The 24560-nt window shown below is 41.0% G+C and carries 20 protein-coding genes; 14 read left to right on the plus strand and 6 right to left on the minus strand.

Going from position 1 to position 24560, the window contains the following annotated elements; genetic code table 11:
- The first annotated feature begins 895 nt into the window (after positions 1-895).
- From M2273_RS22875 to M2273_RS22915, 9 genes are all read left to right on the plus strand, one after another.
- Positions 896-1822, plus strand: coding sequence for an outer membrane protein assembly factor BamD (locus M2273_RS22875; protein ID WP_429400103.1), 927 nt, complete (start codon positions 896-898; stop codon positions 1820-1822).
- A gap of 10 nt (positions 1823-1832) precedes the next feature.
- On the plus strand, positions 1833-2165 hold the full coding sequence (locus M2273_RS22880; RefSeq protein WP_429400104.1) for a DNA-directed RNA polymerase subunit omega: 333 nt from the start codon (positions 1833-1835) through the stop codon (positions 2163-2165).
- A gap of 129 nt (positions 2166-2294) precedes the next feature.
- Positions 2295-3497, plus strand: a complete 1203-nt coding sequence (gene coaBC / locus M2273_RS22885) for a bifunctional phosphopantothenoylcysteine decarboxylase/phosphopantothenate--cysteine ligase CoaBC (protein ID WP_429400105.1) — start codon at positions 2295-2297, stop codon at positions 3495-3497.
- Positions 3494-4387 carry a DUF4835 family protein gene (locus tag M2273_RS22890; protein ID WP_429400106.1) on the plus strand — a complete coding sequence of 298 codons (894 nt, stop codon included), beginning with the start codon at positions 3494-3496 and terminating at the stop codon, positions 4385-4387. The genes coaBC and M2273_RS22890 overlap by 4 nt, the downstream gene beginning before the upstream one ends.
- A 132-nt stretch (positions 4388-4519) precedes the next feature.
- Positions 4520-4897: a BlaI/MecI/CopY family transcriptional regulator gene (locus M2273_RS22895; protein WP_429400107.1), complete on the plus strand. Its 378-nt coding sequence runs from the start codon at positions 4520-4522 to the stop codon at positions 4895-4897.
- A gap of 5 nt (positions 4898-4902) precedes the next feature.
- A complete protein-coding gene (locus M2273_RS22900; protein ID WP_429400108.1) occupies positions 4903-6879 on the plus strand; it encodes a M56 family metallopeptidase in 1977 nt (658 codons plus the stop codon).
- A gap of 72 nt (positions 6880-6951) precedes the next feature.
- Positions 6952-8655, plus strand: a complete 1704-nt coding sequence (gene recN, locus M2273_RS22905) for a DNA repair protein RecN (RefSeq protein WP_429400109.1) — start codon at positions 6952-6954, stop codon at positions 8653-8655.
- A gap of 5 nt (positions 8656-8660) precedes the next feature.
- Entirely contained in the window at positions 8661-9443 is a 783-nt protein-coding gene (locus M2273_RS22910) for an energy transducer TonB (protein ID WP_429400110.1), read from the plus strand.
- A 35-nt stretch (positions 9444-9478) separates the two neighbouring features.
- Positions 9479-10291 (plus strand): enoyl-ACP reductase FabI, encoded by an 813-nt coding sequence (locus tag M2273_RS22915; protein ID WP_429400111.1) that lies wholly within the window; start codon positions 9479-9481, stop codon positions 10289-10291.
- A gap of 72 nt (positions 10292-10363) precedes the next feature.
- On the opposite strand, the gene M2273_RS22920 is transcribed toward M2273_RS22915, so the two are convergent.
- Positions 10364-10777: a hypothetical protein gene (locus M2273_RS22920; protein WP_429400112.1), complete on the minus strand. Its 414-nt coding sequence runs from the start codon at positions 10775-10777 to the stop codon at positions 10364-10366.
- 157 nt (positions 10778-10934) lie between these two features.
- Between M2273_RS22920 and M2273_RS22925 the strand changes: the two genes are divergently transcribed.
- Positions 10935-12059, plus strand: a complete 1125-nt coding sequence (locus tag M2273_RS22925; RefSeq protein WP_429400113.1) for a carboxypeptidase-like regulatory domain-containing protein — start codon at positions 10935-10937, stop codon at positions 12057-12059.
- 445 nt (positions 12060-12504) lie between these two features.
- Here M2273_RS22925 and M2273_RS22930 read toward each other — a convergent pair whose 3' ends face one another.
- Positions 12505-15039, minus strand: a complete 2535-nt coding sequence (locus M2273_RS22930; protein WP_429400114.1) for an ATP-dependent Clp protease ATP-binding subunit — start codon at positions 15037-15039, stop codon at positions 12505-12507.
- A 514-nt stretch (positions 15040-15553) separates the two neighbouring features.
- Between M2273_RS22930 and M2273_RS22935 the strand changes: the two genes are divergently transcribed.
- The 3 genes from M2273_RS22935 to M2273_RS22945 all read left to right on the plus strand — a co-directional run bounded on the left by M2273_RS22935 (position 15554) and on the right by M2273_RS22945 (position 19483).
- A complete protein-coding gene (locus tag M2273_RS22935; protein WP_429400115.1) occupies positions 15554-16075 on the plus strand; it encodes a hypothetical protein in 522 nt (173 codons plus the stop codon).
- A gap of 99 nt (positions 16076-16174) precedes the next feature.
- Positions 16175-17857 carry an energy-dependent translational throttle protein EttA gene (gene ettA / locus M2273_RS22940; protein WP_429400116.1) on the plus strand — a complete coding sequence of 561 codons (1683 nt, stop codon included), beginning with the start codon at positions 16175-16177 and terminating at the stop codon, positions 17855-17857.
- A gap of 558 nt (positions 17858-18415) precedes the next feature.
- Positions 18416-19483, plus strand: a complete 1068-nt coding sequence (locus M2273_RS22945) for a branched-chain amino acid aminotransferase (RefSeq protein ID WP_429400117.1) — start codon at positions 18416-18418, stop codon at positions 19481-19483.
- A 201-nt stretch (positions 19484-19684) separates the two neighbouring features.
- Here the strand turns inward: M2273_RS22945 and M2273_RS22950 are convergent, their stop codons facing one another.
- Together M2273_RS22950 and M2273_RS22955 are read right to left on the minus strand one after the other, a co-directional pair.
- Complete coding sequence (locus M2273_RS22950; RefSeq protein ID WP_429400118.1) at positions 19685-20245, minus strand: histidine phosphatase family protein; 561 nt, start codon at positions 20243-20245, stop codon at positions 19685-19687.
- A 105-nt stretch (positions 20246-20350) separates the two neighbouring features.
- Positions 20351-20632 carry an ATP-dependent Clp protease adaptor ClpS gene (locus M2273_RS22955; RefSeq protein ID WP_429400119.1) on the minus strand — a complete coding sequence of 94 codons (282 nt, stop codon included), beginning with the start codon at positions 20630-20632 and terminating at the stop codon, positions 20351-20353.
- 115 nt (positions 20633-20747) lie between these two features.
- On the opposite strand from M2273_RS22955, the gene M2273_RS22960 reads away from it, so the two are divergent.
- Complete coding sequence (locus M2273_RS22960; RefSeq protein WP_429400120.1) at positions 20748-21629, plus strand: hypothetical protein; 882 nt, start codon at positions 20748-20750, stop codon at positions 21627-21629.
- Between the two features lie 109 nt (positions 21630-21738).
- Here M2273_RS22960 and M2273_RS22965 read toward each other — a convergent pair whose 3' ends face one another.
- Positions 21739-21987 (minus strand): hypothetical protein, encoded by a 249-nt coding sequence (locus M2273_RS22965; RefSeq protein WP_429400121.1) that lies wholly within the window; start codon positions 21985-21987, stop codon positions 21739-21741.
- Between the two features lie 37 nt (positions 21988-22024).
- Positions 22025-24511 (minus strand): TonB-dependent receptor plug domain-containing protein, encoded by a 2487-nt coding sequence (locus tag M2273_RS22970; protein ID WP_429400122.1) that lies wholly within the window; start codon positions 24509-24511, stop codon positions 22025-22027.
- Positions 24512-24560: the final 49 nt, after the last annotated feature.

A 24560-nucleotide genomic window follows, 5' to 3' on the forward strand; every position in this document is an offset into this window, starting at 1 on the left:
TTTTCTTATTTCCAAAACTTATTTTTTTTATTTTTCTAAGTCCCGTTTCCCGCTTTTCAATCCCCTCTTTTCTTCCTTTCTTGCGGGTTGCAAAGGTATAAACCTTTTTCAATTTCCGAAAATTTATTTGAAGTTTTTTTTGGTCTTTATTTTTTCTCTATCTCCTCACTAATCCTGCTTCAAAACCTCTTCACTAACCTTTCTAAGAACAACCCCGCTTCCTCGTTTGCGGGCTGCAAAGGTAGGCAGAGTTTTCAATTATGCAAACCGTTTTAAACAAATATTCAACACGTGTGCATAATGTGTTAAGAATCAGCTGGAAAAATTTTGCCGACGGCCTAAAAGCTAAGCTATCGTGCATAAAAAGTGTCGTTTTATAATTAAGCTGGCTTATATAACTGGCCAATTGAACATTTTTAACTAAAATTGCACTTTACCTGGCTTATACTATATTATATGCAACCTTAAAGCTGATGTCACCATTCGGCCATGGATACAAAACAGGAGTACTCCTTATATATACTATATTACAGTATAACATTAAAGTCCCCCTATCACCGCCAAATGTATATAGCATAGCTGTTCATCAACACCGCACCTCTATATAGTATATGATCAAAAGGATCATCATAAATCATTGAATATACTACAGTAGCCCTCAGTTGAATTTCATTGCCATATACTATATAGTATAAAGCGACTGGCGGTTTGCCGGTATATTACAGGAATGTGTCTATATAACAGATTAACTATCGTACCTTTACATCTCTCAAAAGCGTTAATAGTTAAAAGATGTTAAATACATTAATATATATAACAGGAGCCAAAACCGCGTTATATATTAGCCGATAAATAAATAATTGACTGATTTATATTATTCACCTATCTTTGCAAAATGTTTAAAAAGCAACTTACGTTATTAGCCAGTGTTTTAGCTCTGTTAATTATCACACTTGGTAGTTGTAAAAGCAAATACGAAAAGTTAAAGGCAAGTAACGATTACGCCAAAAAATACCAGGAGGCCATTAAATATTATAACCAAAAGGACTATAATAAAGCTTTAGGTTTATTTGAGGTATTGGTTGAGCGTTACCGTGGGCGTACCGAAGCTGAGGATCTGTTTTATTATTATGCCTTCACCAATTATAAGCTGAAGGATTATACATCTGCAAGATATCACTTTAAAACCTTTGCTGATACTTATCCATCAAGCACAAGGGCCGAAGAATGCCGCTTCTTTTCTGCTTACTGTTATTACCTTGATTCACCTATATTTTCACTTGATCAGGATAATACCTTAAAAGCTATTGAGGCCTTGCAACTGTTTATTAACCTGTACCCTAAAAGCGATCGTGTTACGGAAGCAAGTAAACTGATACAAAACCTGCGCGACAAACTGGAAACAAAAGCTTACGCTAATGCTAAGTTATATTTAACCATCGGCGATTATCAATCGGCAGTAATTGCATTTAACAATGCCTTGCGCGATTATCCCGACACTAAATATGGTGAGGAAATGGAGTACCTGATTGTTAAATCACAATATTTATATGCCAGCCGCAGTTTAGAGTATAAACAAGAGGAACGTTATACCCAGGCTATCGCTTATGCCGATCAGTTTAGTGAAAAATATCCTACCAGCAAATATGGCCGCGAAACCACAGGTTATGCAAAGGACAGCAAACGCGGTATAGATAATGCCAAACGTGTATTGGCCGAAGCCTTAAGTAACGAAAAGGTGGCTAAAAAAATAGCCTCAAAAGACAGTGTAAAAACATTGCCACCATCAGAAAAGAATCAGCAACAAAGAATTCCATATTAAAAAAAATTATATGACAGCAAATAACACCAACAAACCAGCAGTAGCTAACAGCACTGTAACCCGCGATTTACGCGAGCTGGATGTAAACACTCATAATATATATGAGTCGCTTGTAATTATGTCAAAAAGGGCGAACCAGATCTCAAACAATATTAAAGAAGAGTTACACCAAAAACTTTCTGAATTTGCATCATCAAACGATAACCTTGAAGAGGTTTTTGAAAACCGTGAGCAAATTGAGATCTCTAAATACTACGAAAGACTGCCAAAACCATCATTGGTTGCAGTTCAGGAGTTTTTAGATGATAAGGTTTACTACCGTAACCCTACAAAAGAAGCGTAAGCCCCACTACCCCCCTAAAGGGGTAGCAAAAGGATTTATACATGCAAAAGACTCCCGCTAACGGGAGTTTTTTTGTTACTTTTAACTTTTATTCATTATCATTCCCCCTTCAGGGGGTTAGGGGGCTCTATGCTTGAGGGGAAAAACATCATTCTCGGAGTTTGCGGCAGCATCGCTGCCTACAAATCGGCCTTGCTGGTAAGGTTATTAGTTAAAGCCGGTGCGCAGGTACAGGTGGTGATGACTCCCGATGCCACCAGTTTTATAACTCCCCTTACCCTTTCAACACTTTCTAAAAACCCCGTACTGGTTAACTATTTTAAACCGGATACCGGCGAATGGAATAACCATGTGGAACTGGGCCTTTGGGCCGATATGCTGATCATAGCACCTGCAAGCGCCAATACACTGGCAAAAATGGCCAATGGTCTTTGCGATAATTTATTAACGGCCGTTTACTTATCGACCAAATGCCCGGTATATTTTGCCCCTGCTATGGACCTTGATATGTGGCTGCACCCTGCTACCCGCCAAAATGTAGCCAGGTTACAATCTTTCGGTAATACGCTAATAGCCCCCGGCAATGGCGAACTGGCCAGTGGCCTGTATGGCGAAGGCCGGTTAGCCGAACCTGAGGAGATCGTGGATTTTTTATCATCAACCTTAAAAAAAAAACGCCTTTTAGCTGATCAAAAGATCATGGTTACCGCGGGACCAACTTATGAGGCTATTGATCCTGTACGTTTTATTGGTAACCATTCGTCGGGCAAAATGGGATTTGCCATTGCCGATGAACTGGCTTTGATGGGTGCTGATGTTACGCTGATCACCGGACCAACGGCACAGGTAAGCCGGCAGCAAACCGTGAAGCGGATAGATGTAACATCGGCCGCCGAAATGCTGGAGGCCTGTGCAAATAATTTTGAAAATGCCAAAGCCTGTATCATGAGCGCTGCCGTTGCCGACTATACGCCTGCCCAGGTTGCTGCGCAAAAGATCAAGAAGCAAGATGATAGCCTAAACATCGAACTAAAGAAAACCACCGATATTTTAAAGTTTTTAGGTGAACGGAAAGCAGAAGGCCAGATACTGGTTGGCTTTGCCCTGGAAACCAATGATGAAGAACAGAACGCAATGAATAAGCTGCAGCGCAAAAATCTTGATTTTATTGTGCTAAATTCGCTTAACGATGCCGGGGCCGGTTTTAAAAAAGACACCAATAAAATAACCATTATTGACCGCAGCCTGCAAAAAACAGTATTTGAGCTTAAAAGCAAGGATGCTGTGGCACGTGATATTTGCCTTAAAGTAGCTCAACTCATCAACGGATGAAAAAAATATTCCTCTACATGGTTTTAGCCCTGGTAGGTTTCCGGGTTTCGGCCCAGGACCTGAACGCCCGGGTGCAAGTGTTATCGCCTAAGATACAGGGCAGCAACAAGCGTATTTTCCAAACGCTCGAAACGGCCATGAAGGATTTTTTAAATGGCCGCAAATGGAGCGCCGACCCCATATTGCCCCAGGAAAGAATTGACTGCACTTTTGTACTGAACATAACCAACTGGGATGGCAGCAGCAATTTTAGCGGTGAGTTACAGGTACAATCATCAAGGCCTGTTTACAGCTCAACCTATAGTTCAACATTAATAAATATTAATGATAAGGATATTGATTTTATTTACAACGATGGGCAAACCATTGACTATACCGACCAGAGTTTTCAAAGTAACCTGAGTTCGATCATGGCATTTTACGCTTACATTATAGTAGGGCTTGATTATGATACCTTTTCATTGTATGGCGGCTCGCCCTATTTTGCCAATGCGCAAACCGTGATCAATAACGCACAGTCGGGATCATACCGTGGCTGGAAAGCTTTTGATGGCAACGTTAACCGGTACTGGCTATCAGAAAACCTGAATAATAAGCTTTATGCCCCATTACGCAGCTTTATGTATGATTATCACCGCAACGGACTTGACGTTATGGCTGATAATGTTGCCAAAGGGCGTAAAGAGATCACATCGATTTTACCGACATTGCAACAGATAAACAGGCAGCGGGTTGGCTCCATGTTCCCCCTTGTATTTTATACCGCAAAAAGCGACGAACTGGTATCGTTATACGGCAAGGCCGATCCGCAGGAACGCGTACAAGCCATGAACATACTACTGCAAGTCGACCCGGCCAACGGTAATAAATACCAAACGCTACAAAAATAGAGCTGTCGGACCTCCCGAAACACACAACTCGCTACCCGCAACCATTCCCATTTTTAAAAATAATTTCAAAAATATTTGCAAATACGAAATCCATCGTAGATATTTGTACGAAGAAATTCGTATTGAAATAAAATGAATATAAAACCTACAGAAAGCGAGCTGGAAATATTGCAGGTGATCTGGAATAAAGGGCAGTGTACCGTACGTGATGTACATGAAGAACTGGCTAAAACAAAGGATGCCGGTTATACTACTACCTTAAAGCTCATGCAGATCATGCATGATAAGGGTATGGTTGAACGCGATACATCTGCAAAAACCCATTTATATAAAGCATTATTTAGCCAGGAGCAAGCTCAAAGCAACGCTTTGGAAAAAATATTGTCTACTGTATTTAAAGGTTCAACTTCTGATCTGGTGATACAGGCGCTGGGGCAGCACCGCGCATCAAAAGACGAAATTGACGCCATTAAAGATTATCTTAAACAGTTTGATCAGCATAAAAAATAAGCATCATGGAAAATCTGTTCTATAACATAAGCCAGGTTTTAGGTATCACCATTATCCACTCCTTATGGCAGGGATTATTGGTTTGGTTTGCATTGCGTTTGTTATTTACCTGCGTGCCCTCTCTGTCATCTGTAAAGAAACACAATGTGGGTATGGTGGCCATGCTAATTATTAGTGTATGGTTTATATACACCTTTATTACCCAGGTACAAGCGCATGTTTGGGTTGATTTAACCGCAGCAACATCACCGGTTTTTCTACCGCATTTTGCCTTTCCTTTAAACCCGGTTGCGCACACCGCGTCCAACAGCTATTACAATTATGTTATTGAAGGGTATCTTCCTTATGTTTCGGCGCTGTACTTTGCAGGTTTGGTATTTAATTTATTGAGACTTGGTTTAAACTGGCAAAAAATAAGCCTCATCAAAAGAACAATGATACCTGCCGATGAAATACAGTTATATGTTGATAGCTTTTGTCAGCAACTGCAGATCAATAAATACGTAAGTGTAAATTTTAGCCGGTTTGTTGATGTACCCTGCATGATCGGTTTTTTTAGCCCGATCATACTTTTACCCATATCATTAACTACATATCTATCAACCGAGGAAGTAAAAGCTATTTTGCTTCACGAGCTATCGCACATAAAACGTAATGATTACCTGCTCAATTTAGCACAGCAATTTATAACCATATTGCTTTTCTTTAATCCCTTTGCCCAATTAATTAACCGCATTATAAACCAGGAACGCGAAAACCGGTGCGATGACCTGGTTGTGCAAACTACTGCCCAGCCTTTAATATATGCCCAGGCACTTTTAAAACTTGAACAAACCAGGTACGTAAACTTACCCCTGGCCCTGGCAGCTACCGGAAAAAAATACCATTTATTAAACAGAATTGAACGCATCATGAAAACAAAGAAACCAATTGGCAACATACGTCACCTGTTAGTGGCTGTTGTTATAATGGCCGCCAGCATAAGCAGTATCGCGTGGTTAAACCCCACCATCAAAGACGGTAAATTATCTATCAAAAAAGCCGTTTATCCTAAAATTGTTAAAGACTTATTGCTTACTGATACCACTCAAAAAAAGGCAGTTAAAGCGAAAAAAATAGCAGCTGCCAAAAAGTATTCTAAAAGCAAGTCCGATTACCGCAAACAGGCTTATAAAAAAACCTATGATGGCCTTAATGATGCCGAACTTAACAGGCTTACAGCCGAAGTAAACAAACATGCAGAGGCCGTTGGTAAATATTATAACAGCCCGGAGTTTCAAAAGCAAGCCGAAATGTTAGCGCTTAAAGGCAAGGAAATGGAAGATTACTATAACCGGCCCGAAATAAAGAAAATGCAGGAAGATCAGGAAAAGTTAGGCGCTGATTTTGAAAAGAACTGGGGAAGTAACGATGAAACCGAGAAGCTTGGAGAGCAGATGGGTGAGTCGGGTAAAAAAATTGAGAAATATTTTAATAGTCCGGAGTTTAAGCAGATGAATGAGCAACTGGAAAAAAAGTATAACATTCCGCACAATCGTAACTATGTTGATGACAGTAAGGATGAGAATTACAGAAAGTATCAGGCCGAACTGCAAAGCAAAATACCACCCGAAGTAAAGGAGCAAACTGAACAGCTCAAAAAAATGGGTGAAAAAATGCGCAGTCGCTATGACTCGCCCGAGTTTCGTGAAAAAACCAAACAACTAAAGGTCATGAGCGATAGCTTAAGAAAAGCTTTTAACGGTAAAGAGTGGAAACAACAGCAGGCCGATATGAGAAGGGCGAGCCAACAAATGCACGCCTATCAAAATAACCCACAGCTAAAAGACGCACAGGCACAATTAAAGGTGGCAACCAAAAACCTGCGCGAGTATATGATAAGCCCCGCTTTTAAACAGCGCATGGCTGAATACCGCAAACAAGCTGAAATGTCATTCAATTATAAATATGATTTAGATATTAAATCAGATACGGTCCAATAGTTTTTAATTATTGAACCCAATACTTTGAAATTCGTAATTTAGTATCCTTAATAAAATAAGGATACTTTTTTTATGCTTCAAAAGCTAACCATTAATAACTACGCGTTAATTGATAACCTTGAAATAGGTTTTGGCAAGGGGTTAAACATACTCACCGGCGAAACCGGGGCTGGAAAATCGATCATATTAGGTGCTTTATCACTTATTTTGGGGCAACGGGCCGAGAGCCGATATTTTTTTAACCAGCAAAAAAAATGCGTTATTGAAGGCTCTTTTAAAATAGACGATTTCCACTTAAAATCTTTTTTTGAAGATAACGACCTGGATTATGAAGCCGAAACGGTTTTACGCCGCGAAATATCAGCCGATGGTAAATCGAGGGCATTTGTAAATGACACCCCTGTTAATCTGAATGCGCTTAAGCAACTGGGCGAAAAACTGATAGATATCCACTCGCAACACGCCACATTGGAAATCAACGATCCTGAATTTCAATTATTAGTGGTTGATGCTGTTGCCAAACATGATGACCTGCTGAGTGATTATCAAACCAAATTCAGGGCGTATAAAAGAGCAACTACCAAACTTCATGAACTGATTGAGGAAAGCGAAAAAGCAAAAGCTGATCTTGATTATTTCCAGTTTCAGTTTGATGAGCTGGAAAAGGCCAGCTTGAATGCCGAAGAGCAGGAACTGCTGGAAAAAGAACTATATGCTTTAACTAATGCAGAAGAAATAAAACGCAACCTGTTTGGTGCCTATTATTTAATGCAGGAAGGCGAAGCCGCGGCTTTGACACAATTACGCGAAGCAGGGCAGCAGTTAGGTATACTGGAAAAATTCGATCCGCAAATTGAAGAGCTGCACCAGCGTTTAAACAGTACCATCATTGAACTAAAAGATATAGCTGCCGAAATTGAAGTAATTGAACAGCGCACCCATACCAATGATGCACGGGCCGATGAAGTTAACACCCGCCTGAGCCTCCTGTATAATTTGCAAAAAAAGCACCGTGTAAATAGTAATGCTGAGTTATTAGAGATACAGGATGACCTGTCAGACAAGATACAGAAGGTATTGTTTAGCGATGAGGCGGTAGAAAAACTGCAAAAACAATTAGCAGCCGATAAAACTGAACTGGAAAAACTGGCTGGTGAATTAACGGCTAACCGATTAAAAGCTATCCCGGCTATTGAAAAACAAGTACTGGCTACGCTGGCCGAAATGGGGATGGCTAATTCTGCTTTAAAAATTGAATGTGCCCCCCTACCCTCTAAAGTGGGAATTGAAAAAGCAGATCCTGGCAACCCGCCTTCAGGGGGGCTGGGTGCAAACGGGGCCGATCAGATCCGCTTTTTGTTTTCGGCAAATAAGGGGCACGCTTTGGCCGAGATGAGCAAGGTGGCATCAGGTGGTGAGCTTTCCAGGCTGATGCTGAGCATCAAATCGCTCATTGCACAATACACGGCATTGCCTACCATTATTTTTGATGAAATTGATACCGGGGTATCTGGTGAGGTAGCCAATAAAGTTGGGCAGATCATGGAAAACCTGTCTGCTAATCTGCAGGTGATCACCATAACCCACTTGCCTCAAATTGCCAGCAAGGGGCAAAATCATTATTTCGTTTATAAAGATGATACTGCCTCAATCACCTATACCCGTATAAAACAGCTGGACAACCAGGAACGCATACTGGAAATTGCCAAAATGCTAAGCGGCGACAAACCGGGCGAAAGTGCTCTGCAAAATGCGAGGGAGTTGCTGAATAACTAAAGAACATGAAAATATCATTGGTGTTATTCCTGTTAACCTGTGTTACCTATATCAGCCAGGCACAGCTTATTATGGGTACCCCCAAACCCAAGTACAGGACCATAAAACAAGATACCATCAATATCAGTGGTATCGTATATGATGCATACCATCATCCGGTAAGAGGTTTGCGGTTTACATCGAAGAATAAAGAACTGGTATTTGATGGTTATTATATATACACAACCACAGATACCGCAGGAAAATTTAAGCTATATGGTGCATTAGCTTATGATACCCTTAAATATTATTGGGGTAAACGTACCTACCTTATTAATAATGGCAGCCGATTTTTAGAGATTCATTTGCCCCCATTAATAGAAGATGATTACAGGATAAAGGACACCATACAGATGGTCGCTAAAAGAAAGACCGTTAAAAAACCAACAACATTTAAGGTAGTTACCAATGCCGAAATTTACGATTGGTATGGCGTAACGGGTGATATGCCCGTAAAGTTTGCTCCCGCGGCAAAAGGTTTTACAGAATACATCCGGTCAAAAATCACATATCCTGAAAAAGCGATCGTCAATAATATTGAGGGTGATGTTGAAATTGGATTTAATATTGAAAAGGATGGCTCATTAAGCAATTTTAAAATTCTACGAGGCATTGGGTATGGGTGCGACGAAGAAGTTATCAACGCTATCAAAAGCAACAATCATCCTTGGGTTCCATATATTCTTAACGGGCGTCCGTCAGTAAGTGAGTCGTCAGTAACTATCAATTTTAAACTAACTGATAAATAACTATAATTTTACACCCAATTATAAAAACAAAAAACATGGCTTATAATTTATTAAAAGGTAAAAAAGGGATCATTTTTGGCGCCCTTAATGAGCAGTCTATAGCCTGGAAGGTGGCACAGCGCGCAGTACAGGAAGGTGCAGAAATTGTATTATCAAACGCCCCTATCGCGCTACGCATGGGCGAACTCAATAAACTTGCTGAAGAATGCAATGCTCCAGTTATTGCTGCCGATGTAACCAGCAATGACGACATTACCAACCTGTTCACCAAAACCCAGGAACATTTTGGCGGTGGTGTTGATTTTATATTACACTCCATAGGGATGAGTGTTAACGTGCGTAAAAGCATCCATTATACCGAAAACAATTACGATTTTACCCACAAGGGATTAGACATATCGGCCCTGAGCCTGCACCGTGTATTGCAAACTGCCATGAAAATGGATGCCATAAACGAATGGGGATCGGTATTGGCGCTAACCTATATCGCTGCCCAGCGGGTATTCCCTGATTATAATGACATGGCCGATAACAAGGCTTATCTGGAAAGCATAGCCCGCAATTTTGGCTACCAGTATGGTGTAAAAAAACATGTGCGTATCAATACCGTATCACAATCGCCAACCCGTACAACGGCTGGCTCGGGCGTTAAAGGGTTTGATGGCTTTGTAAATTATGCCGAAAAGATGAGTCCCCTGGGTAATGCAGATGCTGACCAGTGTGCTGATTATTGTGTAACCCTGTTTAGTGACCTTACCCGTATGGTTACTATGCAAAATCTTTTCCACGATGGTGGTTTTTCATTTACCGGCGTAACCCAGGCGGTTATTGAACAAATGGAGAAATAGAAATCAACTTTGAACCATAAAAAAAGCGCCATGCAAATTGCACGGCGCTTTTTTTGTCAATACTTTTAGCAATTACTGAGAAGAATCAACCAATACTACTTTTACCTTGATATCATCGGCCGGTGCCTGAGCCAGGTGAGCACCGTTAGCACCTTGTGCAAATATGGTTACTGCCCCAACTTCGCTGGTATAACTGTAAGAAATACCATTATACACCTCAGGAAGTGCCTCGTAAGTAGCTCCTTTATCATAAGAGATATAAACCAATACACCTCCATTTTCCTGAGCAAACTGATCTTGTTCAGGCAAGTCGCTTAAAACTGATGACCATGATTTATTTCCGGCGTCGTCTGTATACACTTTCCAACCGGTAGTTCCGGTAATGGTATAAATTGCAGTAATATTAGCAGGCGTAATATACTTTTTAGTACAAGAAGTTGCTGCCAATAATATAGTGCAGCATACAAGAGTCAAGATTTTTTTCATAAAGCTATGTTTTGTAATTATTGGATAAGACGCTAATTTCCTAAAAAGGTTTAACGTTTTTTTGTTTATTTTATTTTTGAGCATATAAACGGCTTATCCATATTAAAATAAATAAAAAATATTTTTTACAACTAAAGTATTAGTTTATATTTAGCTAATGCTTAGGTTTTCGTTTTTATTTATTTTCTTACTCCCATCAATATGTTTTGCCCAGTTAAAAATTACCGGCAAAATTGTGAATGCAGACGATAAAAAACCGGTAGCTAATGCCAGTGTGTTTTTAAATAATGCCAGTACCGGCAATAAAACTGCCAACGATGGCACATTTACTCTCAACAATGTAAGGCCTGGTCAGTATGATCTTATCGTATCTATTGTGGGTTATGAAACTCACAGCCAGTCAATACTGGTAAACAACAGCAATATCAATTTACCCGAGATAGCGCTTAAATCTAAAACCATTGAACTTAATGAAGTAAAAATTAAACCCGACCCTAACTGGGAAAGATATTATACCCAGTTTAAACGCCAGTTTTTAGGAACAACTGCTAACGCCGCTCAATGCAGGATACTAAACCCCGATATACTCGATTTTCAATACGACAAAAAAACACATACACTCGAAGCATCTTCCTATGATTTTCTGGAGATAGAGAATAAAGCGCTTGGCTACGTTATCAAATACAAACTCAATACATTCAGTTATGACGCCAATAAAGGTTTTATGTATTATGACGGCGTATCGGTGTTTGAAGATATGAAGGGTAACAACGGCAAAATACGTAAATGGCAAAAGCGCAGACAAGATGCCTACCTTGGTTCGCCTATGCATTTTTTGCGCAGCATTGTCAGTAACAGGTTAACACCCGAGGGTTTTGAGGTACTCAAATTAATTCGCAAACCAAATCCTGAGTACAAAGGCGGTTTGTTCGACAATAAGAACAAGTATATACAAATGCTGGTAAAGCAACCACTTAACTTAAGCGAGTTTGCAAAACGCACCGATAACGCCGGTTTGTATGCCCTTGGTTTTACTGACTGCCTTTATATCATGTACAACAAAAAAAACAGCGGTACTTCGGGCGATATTTATCGGCCGCTTGATATGCCCGATTACGCAACATCCATTGCCACCCTCGACGAACATGAAGCCTACGCGTTTTTTGATAACAATGGCATCATCAACAACCCGCGCAGTATTATTTTTGAGGGCGACTGGGGAATTTACCGTATGGCCGAGATGCTCCCTGTAAATTACGAGCCACCTGCACAAGGTAAGTAGCAATGGCCCGCACACCATGTTTCGACGGAGCTCAGCATGACAGCCCTCACCCTTTATTTATTATTCTCCCCCCGTCAGCAGATAAGCTTCAGGTGAAAGCATGCAGAACATGGTGGGCTTGTGTGGCTGTAAGGGCATAGCAAATATTTGCTGAAGCAAGAGCACGGGCGAACGAAGTAGGGCAATTTTTGCAGCCCGTGGTTCTGCCTGCTTTGCAGGGTAAAGGCCCTGAGCGCAAAGAAGCCTCTCTGCTGAAAGCCTTTTTGGTTACTTTTGTGGCGACAAAAGTAACTGGCCCTCCCGCGGCCAAGAGCGGGTATACGACATGCACTATTCGCCCTGTACGGCATAGAGATTGCTTCGTTCCTCGCAATGACGTATTTTTTTCAATCCAACAAAAAAACCCGGCTTGTGGCCGGGTTTTTTTATTATCCAGAAAGATCAATTATTTCTGTTCTTCCTGCTCAGGCTCTTTACTTTCGCCTTTTTTGTCGATGATCTTAATTTCATTGGCTTCTTTGTCATAGTCAACAGCCATGGTATCACCTTCGCTTAGTTCGCCTTTAAGTATTTCTTCAGCAATTGGATCTTCCAGATACTTCTGGATAGCACGTTTTAACGGACGTGCACCAAATTGCGAGTCATAGCCTTTCTCGGCAATAAACTCTTTAGCAGCTTCGGTAAGTTCAATTTTGAAACCTAAACTGTTAACCCTGCTAAACAGATAAGCTAATTCAATATCAATGATCTTGAATATTTCGTCTTTACCCAACGAGTTAAATACAATAACATCATCAATACGGTTCAAAAACTCAGGTGCAAAAGCACGTTTTAAAGCGTTTTCAATAACACCTCTTGAGTGCGTATCGGCCTGTAAAGTTTTAGCATTAGTGCTGAAACCAACACCTTGTCCAAAATCTTTTAGTTGACGGGCACCAATGTTTGATGTCATGATGATAATGGTATTCCTGAAATCAACCTTGCGGCCTAATGAATCGGTCAGCTGTCCTTCGTCCAACACCTGTAAAAGTATGTTGAAAACATCGGGGTGAGCTTTTTCAATCTCATCAAGTAATATTACGGCGTAAGGTTTACGGCGTACTTTTTCAGTTAATTGTCCGCCTTCTTCATAACCCACATAACCCGGAGGCGCTCCTACTAAACGTGATACGGCGAATTTTTCCATGTATTCGCTCATGTCAATTTGTATCAGTGCATCCTCGGTATCAAACATAAAGCGTGCAAGTTCTTTTGCAAGTTCAGTTTTACCAACGCCTGTAGGGCCTAAGAAAATAAATGAACCAATTGGTTTTTTAGGATCTTTTAAGCCTGCACGTGTACGTTGTATGGCACGGGTTAGTTTTTTAATAGCATCTTCCTGACCAATAATTTTGGTACCAACAGTATCTGCCATGTGCAGCAGTTTCTGACTGTCAGCCTGACCAACCCTTTGTACAGGTATACCGGTCATCATAGATACTACCTCGGCAACATTATCTTCGGTTACGGTGTAACGTTTTGATTTTGTTTCGGCTTCCCATAATGCTTTAGCCTGCTCAAGCTCTACCAATAAATTCTTTTCGGTATCGCGTAACTGGGCAGCTTCTTCATATTTCTGGCTGCGTACAACTTTGTTTTTCTCAATCTTGATCTGCTCTATCTTTTGCTCAATATCCAATATGTTTTGAGGCACATGGATGTTGGTTAAGTGAACACGTGAGCCCGATTCGTCCAAAGCGTCAATAGCTTTATCTGGTAAAAACCTGTCAGTAATGTACCTGGTGGTTAAACTAACACAGGCGTTAATTGCCTCTGGTGTATAGGTTACTCCATGATGCTCTTCGTATTTTTCTTTGATCCTGTTCAGTATCTCAATAGTTTCAACCGGAGTTGCAGGCTCAACCATTACCTTTTGGAAACGGCGATCCAATGCACCATCCTTTTCAATATACTGGCGGTACTCATCTAAAGTAGTGGCGCCAATGCATTGAATTTCGCCCCTTGCAAGAGCTGGTTTAAACATATTTGATGCGTCAAGCGAGCCGGAAGCGCCACCTGCACCTACTATAGTATGTATCTCATCAATAAATAAAATAACGTCAGGTGATTTTTCCAATTCGTTCATTACCGCTTTCATACGCTCCTCAAACTGGCCACGGTATTTTGTACCGGCAACCAATGATGCAAGATCAAGCGTAACCACACGTTTGTTAAACAATACACGTGATACTTTACGCTGAACAATGCGCAGGGCCAATCCTTCGGCAATGGCAGATTTACCAACACCAGGCTCACCTATTAATATAGGGTTGTTCTTTTTACGGCGCGATAATATCTGTGATACCCTTTCGATCTCTTTTTCACGACCAACAATAGGGTCAAGCTTACCATCTTCGGCAGCGCGGGTTAAATCGCGGCCAAAATTGTCAAGCACTGGTGTTTTTGATTTAATGTCAGATACCTTTTTAGGCTGACTAAATGACTCTTCTTCTTTAAAGTCGTCATCGCCGCCGGTTGGTGATCCGGGCATTTCGTCAGTTACATCATTTTTGTGTGATTCAACTTCACCTTTAAATACTTCATAGTTTACATTAAACTGCATCAGTATTTGCGAAGCAATATTATCCTCATCACGAAGAATGGATAGCAGCAGGTGCTCAGTTCCAATTACATCGCTTTTAAATATCTTGGCTTCAAGATAAGTTATCTTTAGTACTTTCTCGGCTTGTTTAGTTAATGGGATACTGCCAATATGTACATTTGTTCCAATAGTTCCTTTTACGGCATCTTCAACGGCGCGACGCAGTTTTGCTGTATCAACGTTCAATCCTTTTAGCAATTTAATTGCTACACCGTCTCCGTCCCGGATAAGCCCCAGTAAAAGATGCTCTGTTCCAATATAGTCGTGCCCCAGGCGTAATGCCTCTTCCCTGCTATATTGAATAACATCCTTAACCCTCGGCGAAAATTTAGCTTCCATATATACCTTTCTTATTATGAACGTCCTAATCTATTAATTTTGTTTTTACAAACCACGACGCTTGTCTTAACATTTATCAACAATATTGCCAACATTTAACGGTTTGCAGAAACAGACATTGATATGATACGCAAGCTATTAAAGTTTAGCTTTATTCAATAATTTTTATCAAGAAATTCAACAATCGCTGAATTTTTTTACAATATACAAATGAAATATACCTATTTGATAACAATTATTCAAAATAGTTTAAACAAAATATGCATTATTTTAAAATCAATGCAACAGAACAGGCATTTCGTCATCATGTATGACATTTAGGCATTAAGCTGGTATTTTGGTACTGCTTACTACAATATACGTAAATTTAGTCAAAAAAGTTGCCGCAATGCCTATGTTTAAATGCAATTATAACATAACAAGTATTTGTAACTTTTTATTGTAATTAACAGTTTATTTTTTATCTTAACCATTAAATAAACCAATTGTTACAATTGGCTCCTCATTTATTCCTATGAAAAACCTCATCATAATTTTACTTGGGTTAGTTTCGTTTACGGCCAGTGCGCAAAATAGTAATCCCTCTGAGGCGAAAATTCCACCTCCCGTTTATTTTATTGATTCTGTTAAGATAAGTGATGCCTCTCCGTATCTGACTTATATGAACACTGATGAAGTAGCAAACATCCACGTAGATAAAAATAAAACCTACCCTAATGGCGTAATATTTATTACCTTAAAAGACCACCGCAAATTAGCAGAGATGCTTCAGGATAAACTGTTATCTATAAGCGACATTACAAAAGCAAATATTTCGCCATCTGAAAAAAACAGCCCGGTTATTTACCTGCTCGACGATAAATTACTGACCGATACTGCCGGCATACGCATTCCATCCAAATTTGTAAGGCAGGTAACCCTAACAAAAGCCGACGAAACAGCTTATTTTAAAACAGCGCTGCCCAACGTTTTATTGATGAAAATAGCCACCAAACCACCCGTTATCATGATCAGGGGGCAAGTTGCTGCCCGGTAAACTTTTCCTGCTGATATTAAATTTACCTATTTTACTTGAACACGAATGATAATAATTATCCATTTTAATGGATATTTGCTTCACTAATTTTACTACTAAATGGCAGACGAAAAGATCATATTTTCAATGGCTGGGGTTAGCAAGATCTATCCTCCGCAAAAAACAGTTTTAAAAAATATTTACCTATCATTTTTTTATGGTGCCAAGATCGGCGTTATCGGTTTAAATGGCTCGGGTAAATCGTCCTTATTAAAAATCATAGCAGGCATTGATAAAACCAATATAGGCGAGGTTGTTTTTTCGCCGGGTTATACCGTGGGTTACCTGAGCCAGGAGCCCGAGCTTGACCCTGATAAAACCGTACGTGAAATTGTGGAAGAAGGCGTGGCCGAAACCACTGCCTTATTAAAGGAGTACGAAGAGATCAACGAAAAATTTGGCCTCGAAGAATATTACAGCGATGCCGATAAAATGGATAAACTGATGACTCGCCAGGGCGAGCTGCAGGATCAGATTGACGCGGTAAATGCCTGGGAGCTTGATACCAAGCTGGAACGCGCTATGGATGCACTTCGCTGCCCCGAGCCTGACACTAAAATCTCAGTATTGTCAGGTGGTGAGCGCCGCAGGGTGGCACTTTGTCGTCTTTTGTTGAAAGAACCGGATGTTTTACTGCTGGATGAGCCAACCAATCACCTTGATGCCGAATCAATTGATTGGCTGGAGCAGCATTTACAACAATATAAAGGTACCGTTATAGCCGTAACGCATGATCGTTACTTCCTTGATAATGTAGCCGGTTGGATCCTGGAGCTTGACCGTGGCGAGGGAATCCCGTGGAAAGGAAACTATTCTTCATGGCTTGATCAGAAAGCTAAACGCCTGGCACAGGAGGATAAAACCGAGAGTAAACGTCAGAAAACGCTGGAGCGCGAGCTGGAATGGGTACGCATGGGACCAAAAGGCCGCCATGCCAAATCAAAAGCCCGTTTAGGCAATTATGAAAAACTGGCATCCGAAGAAACCAAAGAAAGGGAAGATAAATTGGAGCTGTTCATTCCACCAGGACCGCGTTTGGGTAATATTGTGATCGAAGCCAATGGCGTAAGTAAATCTTATGGCGATAAATTATTGTTTGATAACCTGAGCTTCTCCTTACCTCCGGCTGGCATTGTGGGTATTATCGGCCCCAATGGTGCTGGTAAAACTACCCTCTTCCGCCTCATTACCGGGCAAGATCAGCCCGATGCAGGTACTTTCCGCGTTGGCGAAACGGTTGCTTTAGGTTATGTTGACCAAATGCATGATGACCTTGACCCTAACAAATCTGTTTGGGAAAACGTAACCGGCGGACTGGAAACCATTATGGTAGGAAACAAGCCGCTTAACTCCAGGGCATATGTATCCAAGTTCAACTTTAATGGTGCCGATCAGCAGAAAAAGGTTGGCGTTTTGTCGGGCGGTGAGCGTAACCGGGTACACCTTTCCATCACTTTGAAAAAAGGATCGAACGTGTTGCTGCTGGATGAGCCAACCAATGATATTGACGTAAACACCCTGCGCGCACTGGAAGAAGCACTGGAAAACTTTGGTGGCTGCGCCGTAGTGATCAGTCACGACCGCTGGTTTTTGGACCGTATCTGTACCCACATCCTGGCCTTTGAGGGCAACTCGCAGGTTTACTTTTTTGAAGGCAACTATTCAGACTATGAAGAGAACCGCAAAAAACGCCTGGGCGACATTGCACCGAAGAGGATTAAATATAAGAAACTGACGGTATAAAAAGCCCCTCTAAATCTCCCCTAAAGGGGAGACTTTTTGATAAGTAACGCCTATCGCGTCATTGCTTCGTACCAATGACGCTTTTTTATATACTTTCTTTTCCCCGTCAGCGGATAAGCTTCGGACGAAAGCAGGCAGAACAATAGTGGCCCGTGTGGTTGCAGGGGCATTAGCAATTTTGCCTGAAGCGATGGATATATGCGAACGAAGTGGAGGCAAAATTAAGCAGCCCGTGGTTCTGACGGCTTTGCCGGGTAAAGGCATGTGCGCAAAGAAGCATTTCTGCTGACTTGATTTTTTGGTTACTTTTGTATCAAGACAAAAGTAACAGCCTCAGCGGCAATTGAGCGTTCTACGATATTATATGTACGCTCGGCTTGTCTGGGATTGCTTCGTACCTCGCAATGACGCGTTTTTTGTAGGGCCTCTCCGCTTCGTTATTCTTCTGTCATAATATGCAGCTCTCCCCAAAAAATACCCTAACTATCAATTCCTTATATCAACTCAGCAAAAAAATTCCTAACTTGCCATTTTCTAAATTATAAATACATAAAGGCCATGACTGAGACGCTGGACATCAAGATCACCAAAACCACTCACTCCCGTTTAGCTGAAACGGATTTTGACAACTTACCATTCGGAAAAACATTTTCTGACCACATGTTTGTGGCCGATTATGCTGATGGTGAATGGAAAAACCTCCAGGTCATTCCCTACGGCGAAATTGGGCTTAGTCCGGCAATTTCTGCATTACACTACGGCCAGGCATTTTTTGAAGGCCTAAAAGCTTATAAACATGCTGATGGTAAAGTAACTATTTTCCGTCCCGATAAAAACGCTATCCGCTTTAACAAATCGGCCGAGCGTTTATGTATGCCGACCTTGCCCGAGGAAATATTTTTACAAAGTATGGCGGCCGTTGTTGATATTGACCGCGACTGGGTACCTTCAAAAGCTAACCACGCATTATATATCCGTCCGTTTATGTTTGCTACCGACCCTTATTTGGGTGTAACACCATCGGCCACTTATAAATACATGGTGCTTGCAGGCCCTGTAGGTCCATATTTTTCAAAAACGCTTCGTGTTAAGATCGAAACATACTACACCCGCGCCGCCGAAGGCGGTATGGGCTTTGCAAAAGCTGCCGGTAATTATGGCAGTTCGATGCTGCCTGCCCGCAAAGCCGCCGAAGAAGGCTTTGACCAATTGATATGGACAGATGCCAAAGAGCATAAATATATTGAAGAAATGGGCGCTGCAAATGCCATGTTCCTGCTTGATGGTAAGCTGATCACCGCCGAAGCTAAAGATACCATACTTGATGGCGTAACCCGCGATACTGTTATCGCCTTAGCTAAGGAATGGGGCATCCCGGTTGAAACACGCAAAGTTTCTGTTGCCGAAATTATTAAAGGTGCTAAAAACGGCAAACTTACCGACGCCTTTGGCGCAGGTACAGCTGCTACTATCGCGTCTGTCGGTTCCATAAGCGTTGATGGTGAGGAGTACTTTTTGAGCGACCCAAAAACACGTGAATTTTCGCAAAAAGTTTTAAAAACGCTTGATGCTGTAAAATACGGTAACGCGCCAGATACCTATGGTTGGAATTACCTGGTATCATAATAAACAATATTGAAGTAAACTAAAAGAGGTGCACCAAATGGTGCACCTCTTTTAGTTATAATAAAAACGTATTCTTTAATCATTAGGAGCCTGCAAAATAGAGTTGTCATGCTGAGCCTGTCGAAGCATGGTGGGCTGGCCTCTACGCGCGACCCTTCGACGAGCTCAGGATGACAAGCTATTCCTTTCCATCCTTTTTGCTCAAAAACTACAGCCTGCAGCCGGGCTTATCCCTTCTTTATCCATGGTCAAAACTGGCATCCCTTTTTTGTAGGTCACTATCCAGATGCTGTCGAAATCATCATCGGGCCATTGCAGGCCTTTAACATTCAGGCCCAGTGCTTTCATGATGGGTTTAATTTTGCTATGCTCCCACACAATAAGTACTGTACCTTTCTTCCCTGCCAGCTCGCTGGTTAAGCCGGCAGCGTCTTCCTCTTCAAAACTGCTGTTAATTGTTAAATTATATTTTATGGCAAAAGGCGAAACTGTTTGAAACATACGCCCCCTGGAAGTTGATTTGCCTAAGTGCAAAGCCGGAACATATACATGATCAGGCAGTCCGAATTTGGCTTTTAAAACTTCGGGTAACTTTAAGGCCCGGTTTAAACCCATACAAGAGAGATTATCGCCATCAGCGGGTTTTTCGGCATGACGGATAAAGATCAGTTTAAGGTTTTTACTTTGAGCTGTAGTGGTACAGGTTGCCAGGCAAATTGCAAGTAAAATTAAAACGGGCAATAATGCTATTCTTTTTATCATATTGAATCAGAATTTAAATTCTAATCTCTAAATTCTAATCCCTAAGTTCTAAATTCTAAAACTCACTTATCAAAACTTAAACTCCCCACCCACTACTCACTACTTTTATTCCACACTAACAGTAAGGCCTTCCTGCTGTAGTATTTTACGGTAAATTTCCATTTCGGTAAACGAACCTTCCAGTACCGCACATTTACCTTCATTATGAACCTTCCAGGCTATTTTTTCGGATTGTGCTTCGGAATAATCAAGGTATTTCATCATGCAATGGATCACATGTTCAAAAGTGTTAAAATCATCATTCCATAATATAAGGCGGTGAACTTCTTTAAGTCCTGCCAGTATCTCTTCGAGCGTGAGCGTTTCTTCTTGGGTTTCGGTTGGCATACGTAACTACAAATTTACTTAAAAACAAATAATAAAAGTGTTAAAATTATGTTTAATGGGCTTAAAAATCATGTTACAATACCCCCGATTAAAAAATCCTAAACACCATAAACTCATGAAAAAAGCCCCTAACTGCTTAATTTTAGCAATCACTATTCAACTGTTAGCAATTGGCATAGCCAATGCACAAACAACCAAACCAACTCAAACTACCTTACAGGCACCACCAACCACTATAACTGTTGACGGCGATTTGAAAGACTGGGGCGATAGTCTGCGTTATTACAACGACGAAAAAAAGATTTATTACACACTGGCAAACGATAAAACTACACTTTATGCCGCCATCCGTATTGATGACAGGATGGACCAGATACGCACTTTAAATGCCGGCATTACTTTAGGCATTGATACAAAGGGCAAAAAGAAGGAAAGTTTTTCCCTCACCTTTCCGCTTGCCGACCCCGGATCGGCACCGGAATTTGGAAAACGCGAGAATGAGAACGGTGAAATTACCAAGGAAGACCGCGACGAACTGATGCGTGAACGCGTAACCAAACTCAGGAACATTAAAGTAGAAGGTTTTAAGGATATTGAAGGCGAGATGATAACCACCTCAAACACTTATGGCATTAAAGCTGCTATTGATTACGATGCTACTGGCAACCTTGTTTATGAAATGGCTATACCACTGCAGTTTTTCCATGTTAATGATGTTACTAAAGGTGAGTGGGCTTTTAATTTTAAAATAAACGGATTACAAAAACCGGCAGGAGCCAGCGCAGCAAGCGGTGAGCACCAGGGTGGCGGTGGTGGCGGTGGCAGAGGCGGTCGTGGTGGTAGCATGGGCGGCGGCGGTGGCATGGGCGGCGGTGGTCGTGGTGGCAGAGGAGGCCGCGGCGGTGGCGGATTTGGTGCCGGAGGCACCGATGGTGCAGCCCGTAGTGAAATGTCGAAATCAGTTGATTTCTGGGAGAAATTCTATCTGGCTAAATAAATTAAAATTCAAATATCTTTCTGTTTGAACGGGATATTTAATGCATCTGGCATTCCATAAAAAAAGCGGTTTATAAACCGCTTTTTTATTTTTAATAATATTGTTGCTACTACTTAACTTTCACGGGTATAGGTTCTACATAAAAAAAAGCGCGGCTGTCAACCTCTTTAATATTTACATCCATTGAGCCCGTACCTTTTGTAATTTTAACATTGATGCTGCCATCGGCATTAACTGGTACATTTACAAAATGCTTACTATCAGCCATTGCGGGATTAATACTGCTTTTAATTAGGTTAGCTGTAAGTGCTGCTGCAATTACGGTTAACATTACTTTTGTGTAAAGGTCGGTTTTCATAATTATCGTTTTTTCTTCTTTTTAAATTGCCATATCATCACTCCACCTTATAATTATAAACCTGATATCCTAATTTACCGTCATTATCAATACCTTGTACTACCACGCGGTATGAACCTTTACCATCGGCATTAAAATATTCAAATGACGCTTTACCATCCTTACCGGTTATAACATCGGGGTTCCAGTAAACGGTTGAGCGCGCATCTCTACTATTTGCAGGTTGCGGTTTGTCATAATTTGGTGAGTAAAACTGTCTTGATTTATAGAAACCTTTAAAGCGATACGTGATTAAACCCAGGGCAGCTTTACGTAAATTAGCATTTTCTCTTCCGGTTTTCCGGGTAATAATTAATGCTCCATTTGGCGCTCCGGTGCCGTAAATAGCTAAATAACCCGCACTGTTTAACACTTCAATCGAATAAATATCATCAGGTGTTATCTCATTAAGATATGTTGCATCCAATTGCATCCCATCAACAAAAACAGCCATTGGGGTATTACCACTATTTATACTTCTGTTCATGGCCCGCCTGCTAAAAGGCAGCCCGTTTATAAATGTTACCCCATTTAGCTTCCCTGCAAGACAATCAGCAAGATTGGTGCAAGCTACTATTGCGCTGCCCATTAAAATCTGATCGGCATTACCGCTTCCGTTTAAATTGGTTGAGTACAGTTTATCCAATTTTTTTGACCCATCACTTTTTAGTTTGCCCTTAATTTTAACCTCCTGAAGCCTGATAATACCAAGTGTATCAAGCCCGGCATTTTCACGCAATACATTCTTTATTTTCTGAGGTATATTTTCAGACTCATAACTATTTAATTTACTTTGTTCAACCTGCGGATAGGTTGGCTCTATAATACGCAGGGAAACATTTCTTTTATCCTTAGCGTCGCGTGCGCTAATTACTATTTTAGCAGTATCGGGCAAATCAACATTTTTTAACTTAAAATCACCATTGGCATCGGTCAGTGTATCTATAGCCGCGTTATATTTTATGGATATCAGCCTTACTTTGCCCCCTGCCACAGGTTTTTCCCAGGATGATCTTACCGTTCCGTTTATTTCTAATGAACCCTGGGGCTGAAAAGCCAGACCGGCATTTTGCTTACCCAATATTTTTTTCCACTCAAACCTGCGATATCCCTGCGTAAGCATCAATGCGTCAAGATCAGCATCGGTTTGCTCACTAACATTGGTAAAATAATAGTTAGGCATTTCAATATAACCTTTCAGGTCTGATGTTAATAGCAAGTCGCTTAGTATAGTATTTTCTGCATTTTCGTCCACTGGCAGTCTTGAATCATTTGTTACCGCTACAGAATAGGTGCCAATGTTTGTTTTATTTTCCTCATCATCCGCACTCAGGTCAAATTTTACCTTTTCTCTTTTTGTATAGGTTTTTTTAGCCGATGTAAGCGCAAGCTTTAGCTGATCAGCATGACGGATAAATACTACCCGCTCATTCAACGGTTCGCCAGAACCAGAGAATAAGGTAAATTGTACAATACCCGTAGGGAAGTGGATTTTAGATATTCGCGTAGTAAAAACAGGGCTTTCCAGTTTACCCTCTGTAGTATAGCATACATTTCCGGCTGATTGGGCCACTAAATAAAATTTGGAATTTTGTTTGGTCGCAAACAATTTACTGTTGGCTACAATTTTCACTAAAACGCTATCGCCCATGTTGCCGTTTACAGCCAAGGTAAAGCCTTCTTCCTGCGCCTTTGGTAAATCAACTGTATATGCAGCCCCGTTAGCGCCGGTTATTTTTGCTTTATAGGTTTTGCCGGGCTGGGGAATAAGCGCGAAAACACCCATGCCCAGGTGTTGTGTTTCAAAACCCGCGGCCTCATTGCCTTCGTTATCAACTACGGTTCCTTTAACATCTGTGCCCGACCCATTTTTGCTCACTACTTTTATGGCTACTTTTGATCTTACCCCGGTTGCCAGGTCGCCTCCCTCCGGGAAAAACCGTATATCTGTTCCGTCAGTAGTTACTATAGTTAAAGAGGTTGCAGTTGGCTTCGCGCCTTTTTTACTTACTTTTTTAGTACTGGCAGTAACTGCCGATAACGGACCTATCCTAACGGGCTGATCAAAAAAGTAATCGGCCCCCGCATTGCGCATATAATTGGTATATGACCTTACATGGTAATCCCCGGGTTCATAGGTATCCGGAATAACAAAGTCAGCATTGGCAAGTCCCGCGTCTAATTGTAACACCAGGCGCGATACAACAGAATCACTTTCGTTAATGAGTTCAGCATATAATACACCACTTAGTGCCGAAAGTTTATGATTCTCGCCCAAAACAGTATATGCTTTAAACCAAATGGTATCACCCGGTGCATAATAAGGCTTATCAAGGTGCAGGTAAACTTTTTCTACAGGATTTGCCTCAGCCTGTTTGGTAAGCGTACTAACTGTACGGATCAATAATGAACTATCGTTTTGTGAATATGCAGGTTTATAAATAAAAAGTAGTGATAAAAGGGTTAGAAGGATGCTAAATTTCATAATGGTTCAGGTAATTAAGCCCTAATATATCATATTAACTATATATTAG

This window comes from Mucilaginibacter lappiensis, assembly GCF_050433765.1.
GTDB classification, from domain to species: domain Bacteria; phylum Bacteroidota; class Bacteroidia; order Sphingobacteriales; family Sphingobacteriaceae; genus Mucilaginibacter; species Mucilaginibacter lappiensis_A.

Coding starts and splice junctions, on each gene's coding strand:
- M2273_RS22910 (WP_429400110.1), top strand. CDS start 8,661: ATGAAAATATCATTGGTGTTATTCCTGTTAACCTGTGTTACCTATATC.
- M2273_RS22935 (WP_429400115.1), top strand. CDS start 15,554: ATGAAAAACCTCATCATAATTTTACTTGGGTTAGTTTCGTTTACGGCC.
- M2273_RS22875 (WP_429400103.1), top strand. CDS start 896: ATGTTTAAAAAGCAACTTACGTTATTAGCCAGTGTTTTAGCTCTGTTA.
- M2273_RS22925 (WP_429400113.1), top strand. CDS start 10,935: ATGCTTAGGTTTTCGTTTTTATTTATTTTCTTACTCCCATCAATATGT.
- M2273_RS22920 (WP_429400112.1), bottom strand. CDS start 10,777: ATGAAAAAAATCTTGACTCTTGTATGCTGCACTATATTATTGGCAGCA.
- coaBC (WP_429400105.1), top strand. CDS start 2,295: ATGCTTGAGGGGAAAAACATCATTCTCGGAGTTTGCGGCAGCATCGCT.
- M2273_RS22965 (WP_429400121.1), bottom strand. CDS start 21,987: ATGAAAACCGACCTTTACACAAAAGTAATGTTAACCGTAATTGCAGCA.
- M2273_RS22955 (WP_429400119.1), bottom strand. CDS start 20,632: ATGCCAACCGAAACCCAAGAAGAAACGCTCACGCTCGAAGAGATACTG.
- M2273_RS22880 (WP_429400104.1), top strand. CDS start 1,833: ATGACAGCAAATAACACCAACAAACCAGCAGTAGCTAACAGCACTGTA.
- M2273_RS22895 (WP_429400107.1), top strand. CDS start 4,520: ATGAATATAAAACCTACAGAAAGCGAGCTGGAAATATTGCAGGTGATC.
- M2273_RS22930 (WP_429400114.1), bottom strand. CDS start 15,039: ATGGAAGCTAAATTTTCGCCGAGGGTTAAGGATGTTATTCAATATAGC.
- ettA (WP_429400116.1), top strand. CDS start 16,175: ATGGCAGACGAAAAGATCATATTTTCAATGGCTGGGGTTAGCAAGATC.
- M2273_RS22960 (WP_429400120.1), top strand. CDS start 20,748: ATGAAAAAAGCCCCTAACTGCTTAATTTTAGCAATCACTATTCAACTG.
- M2273_RS22900 (WP_429400108.1), top strand. CDS start 4,903: ATGGAAAATCTGTTCTATAACATAAGCCAGGTTTTAGGTATCACCATT.
- M2273_RS22970 (WP_429400122.1), bottom strand. CDS start 24,511: ATGAAATTTAGCATCCTTCTAACCCTTTTATCACTACTTTTTATTTAT.
- M2273_RS22945 (WP_429400117.1), top strand. CDS start 18,416: ATGACTGAGACGCTGGACATCAAGATCACCAAAACCACTCACTCCCGT.
- M2273_RS22950 (WP_429400118.1), bottom strand. CDS start 20,245: ATGATAAAAAGAATAGCATTATTGCCCGTTTTAATTTTACTTGCAATT.
- recN (WP_429400109.1), top strand. CDS start 6,952: ATGCTTCAAAAGCTAACCATTAATAACTACGCGTTAATTGATAACCTT.
- M2273_RS22890 (WP_429400106.1), top strand. CDS start 3,494: ATGAAAAAAATATTCCTCTACATGGTTTTAGCCCTGGTAGGTTTCCGG.
- M2273_RS22915 (WP_429400111.1), top strand. CDS start 9,479: ATGGCTTATAATTTATTAAAAGGTAAAAAAGGGATCATTTTTGGCGCC.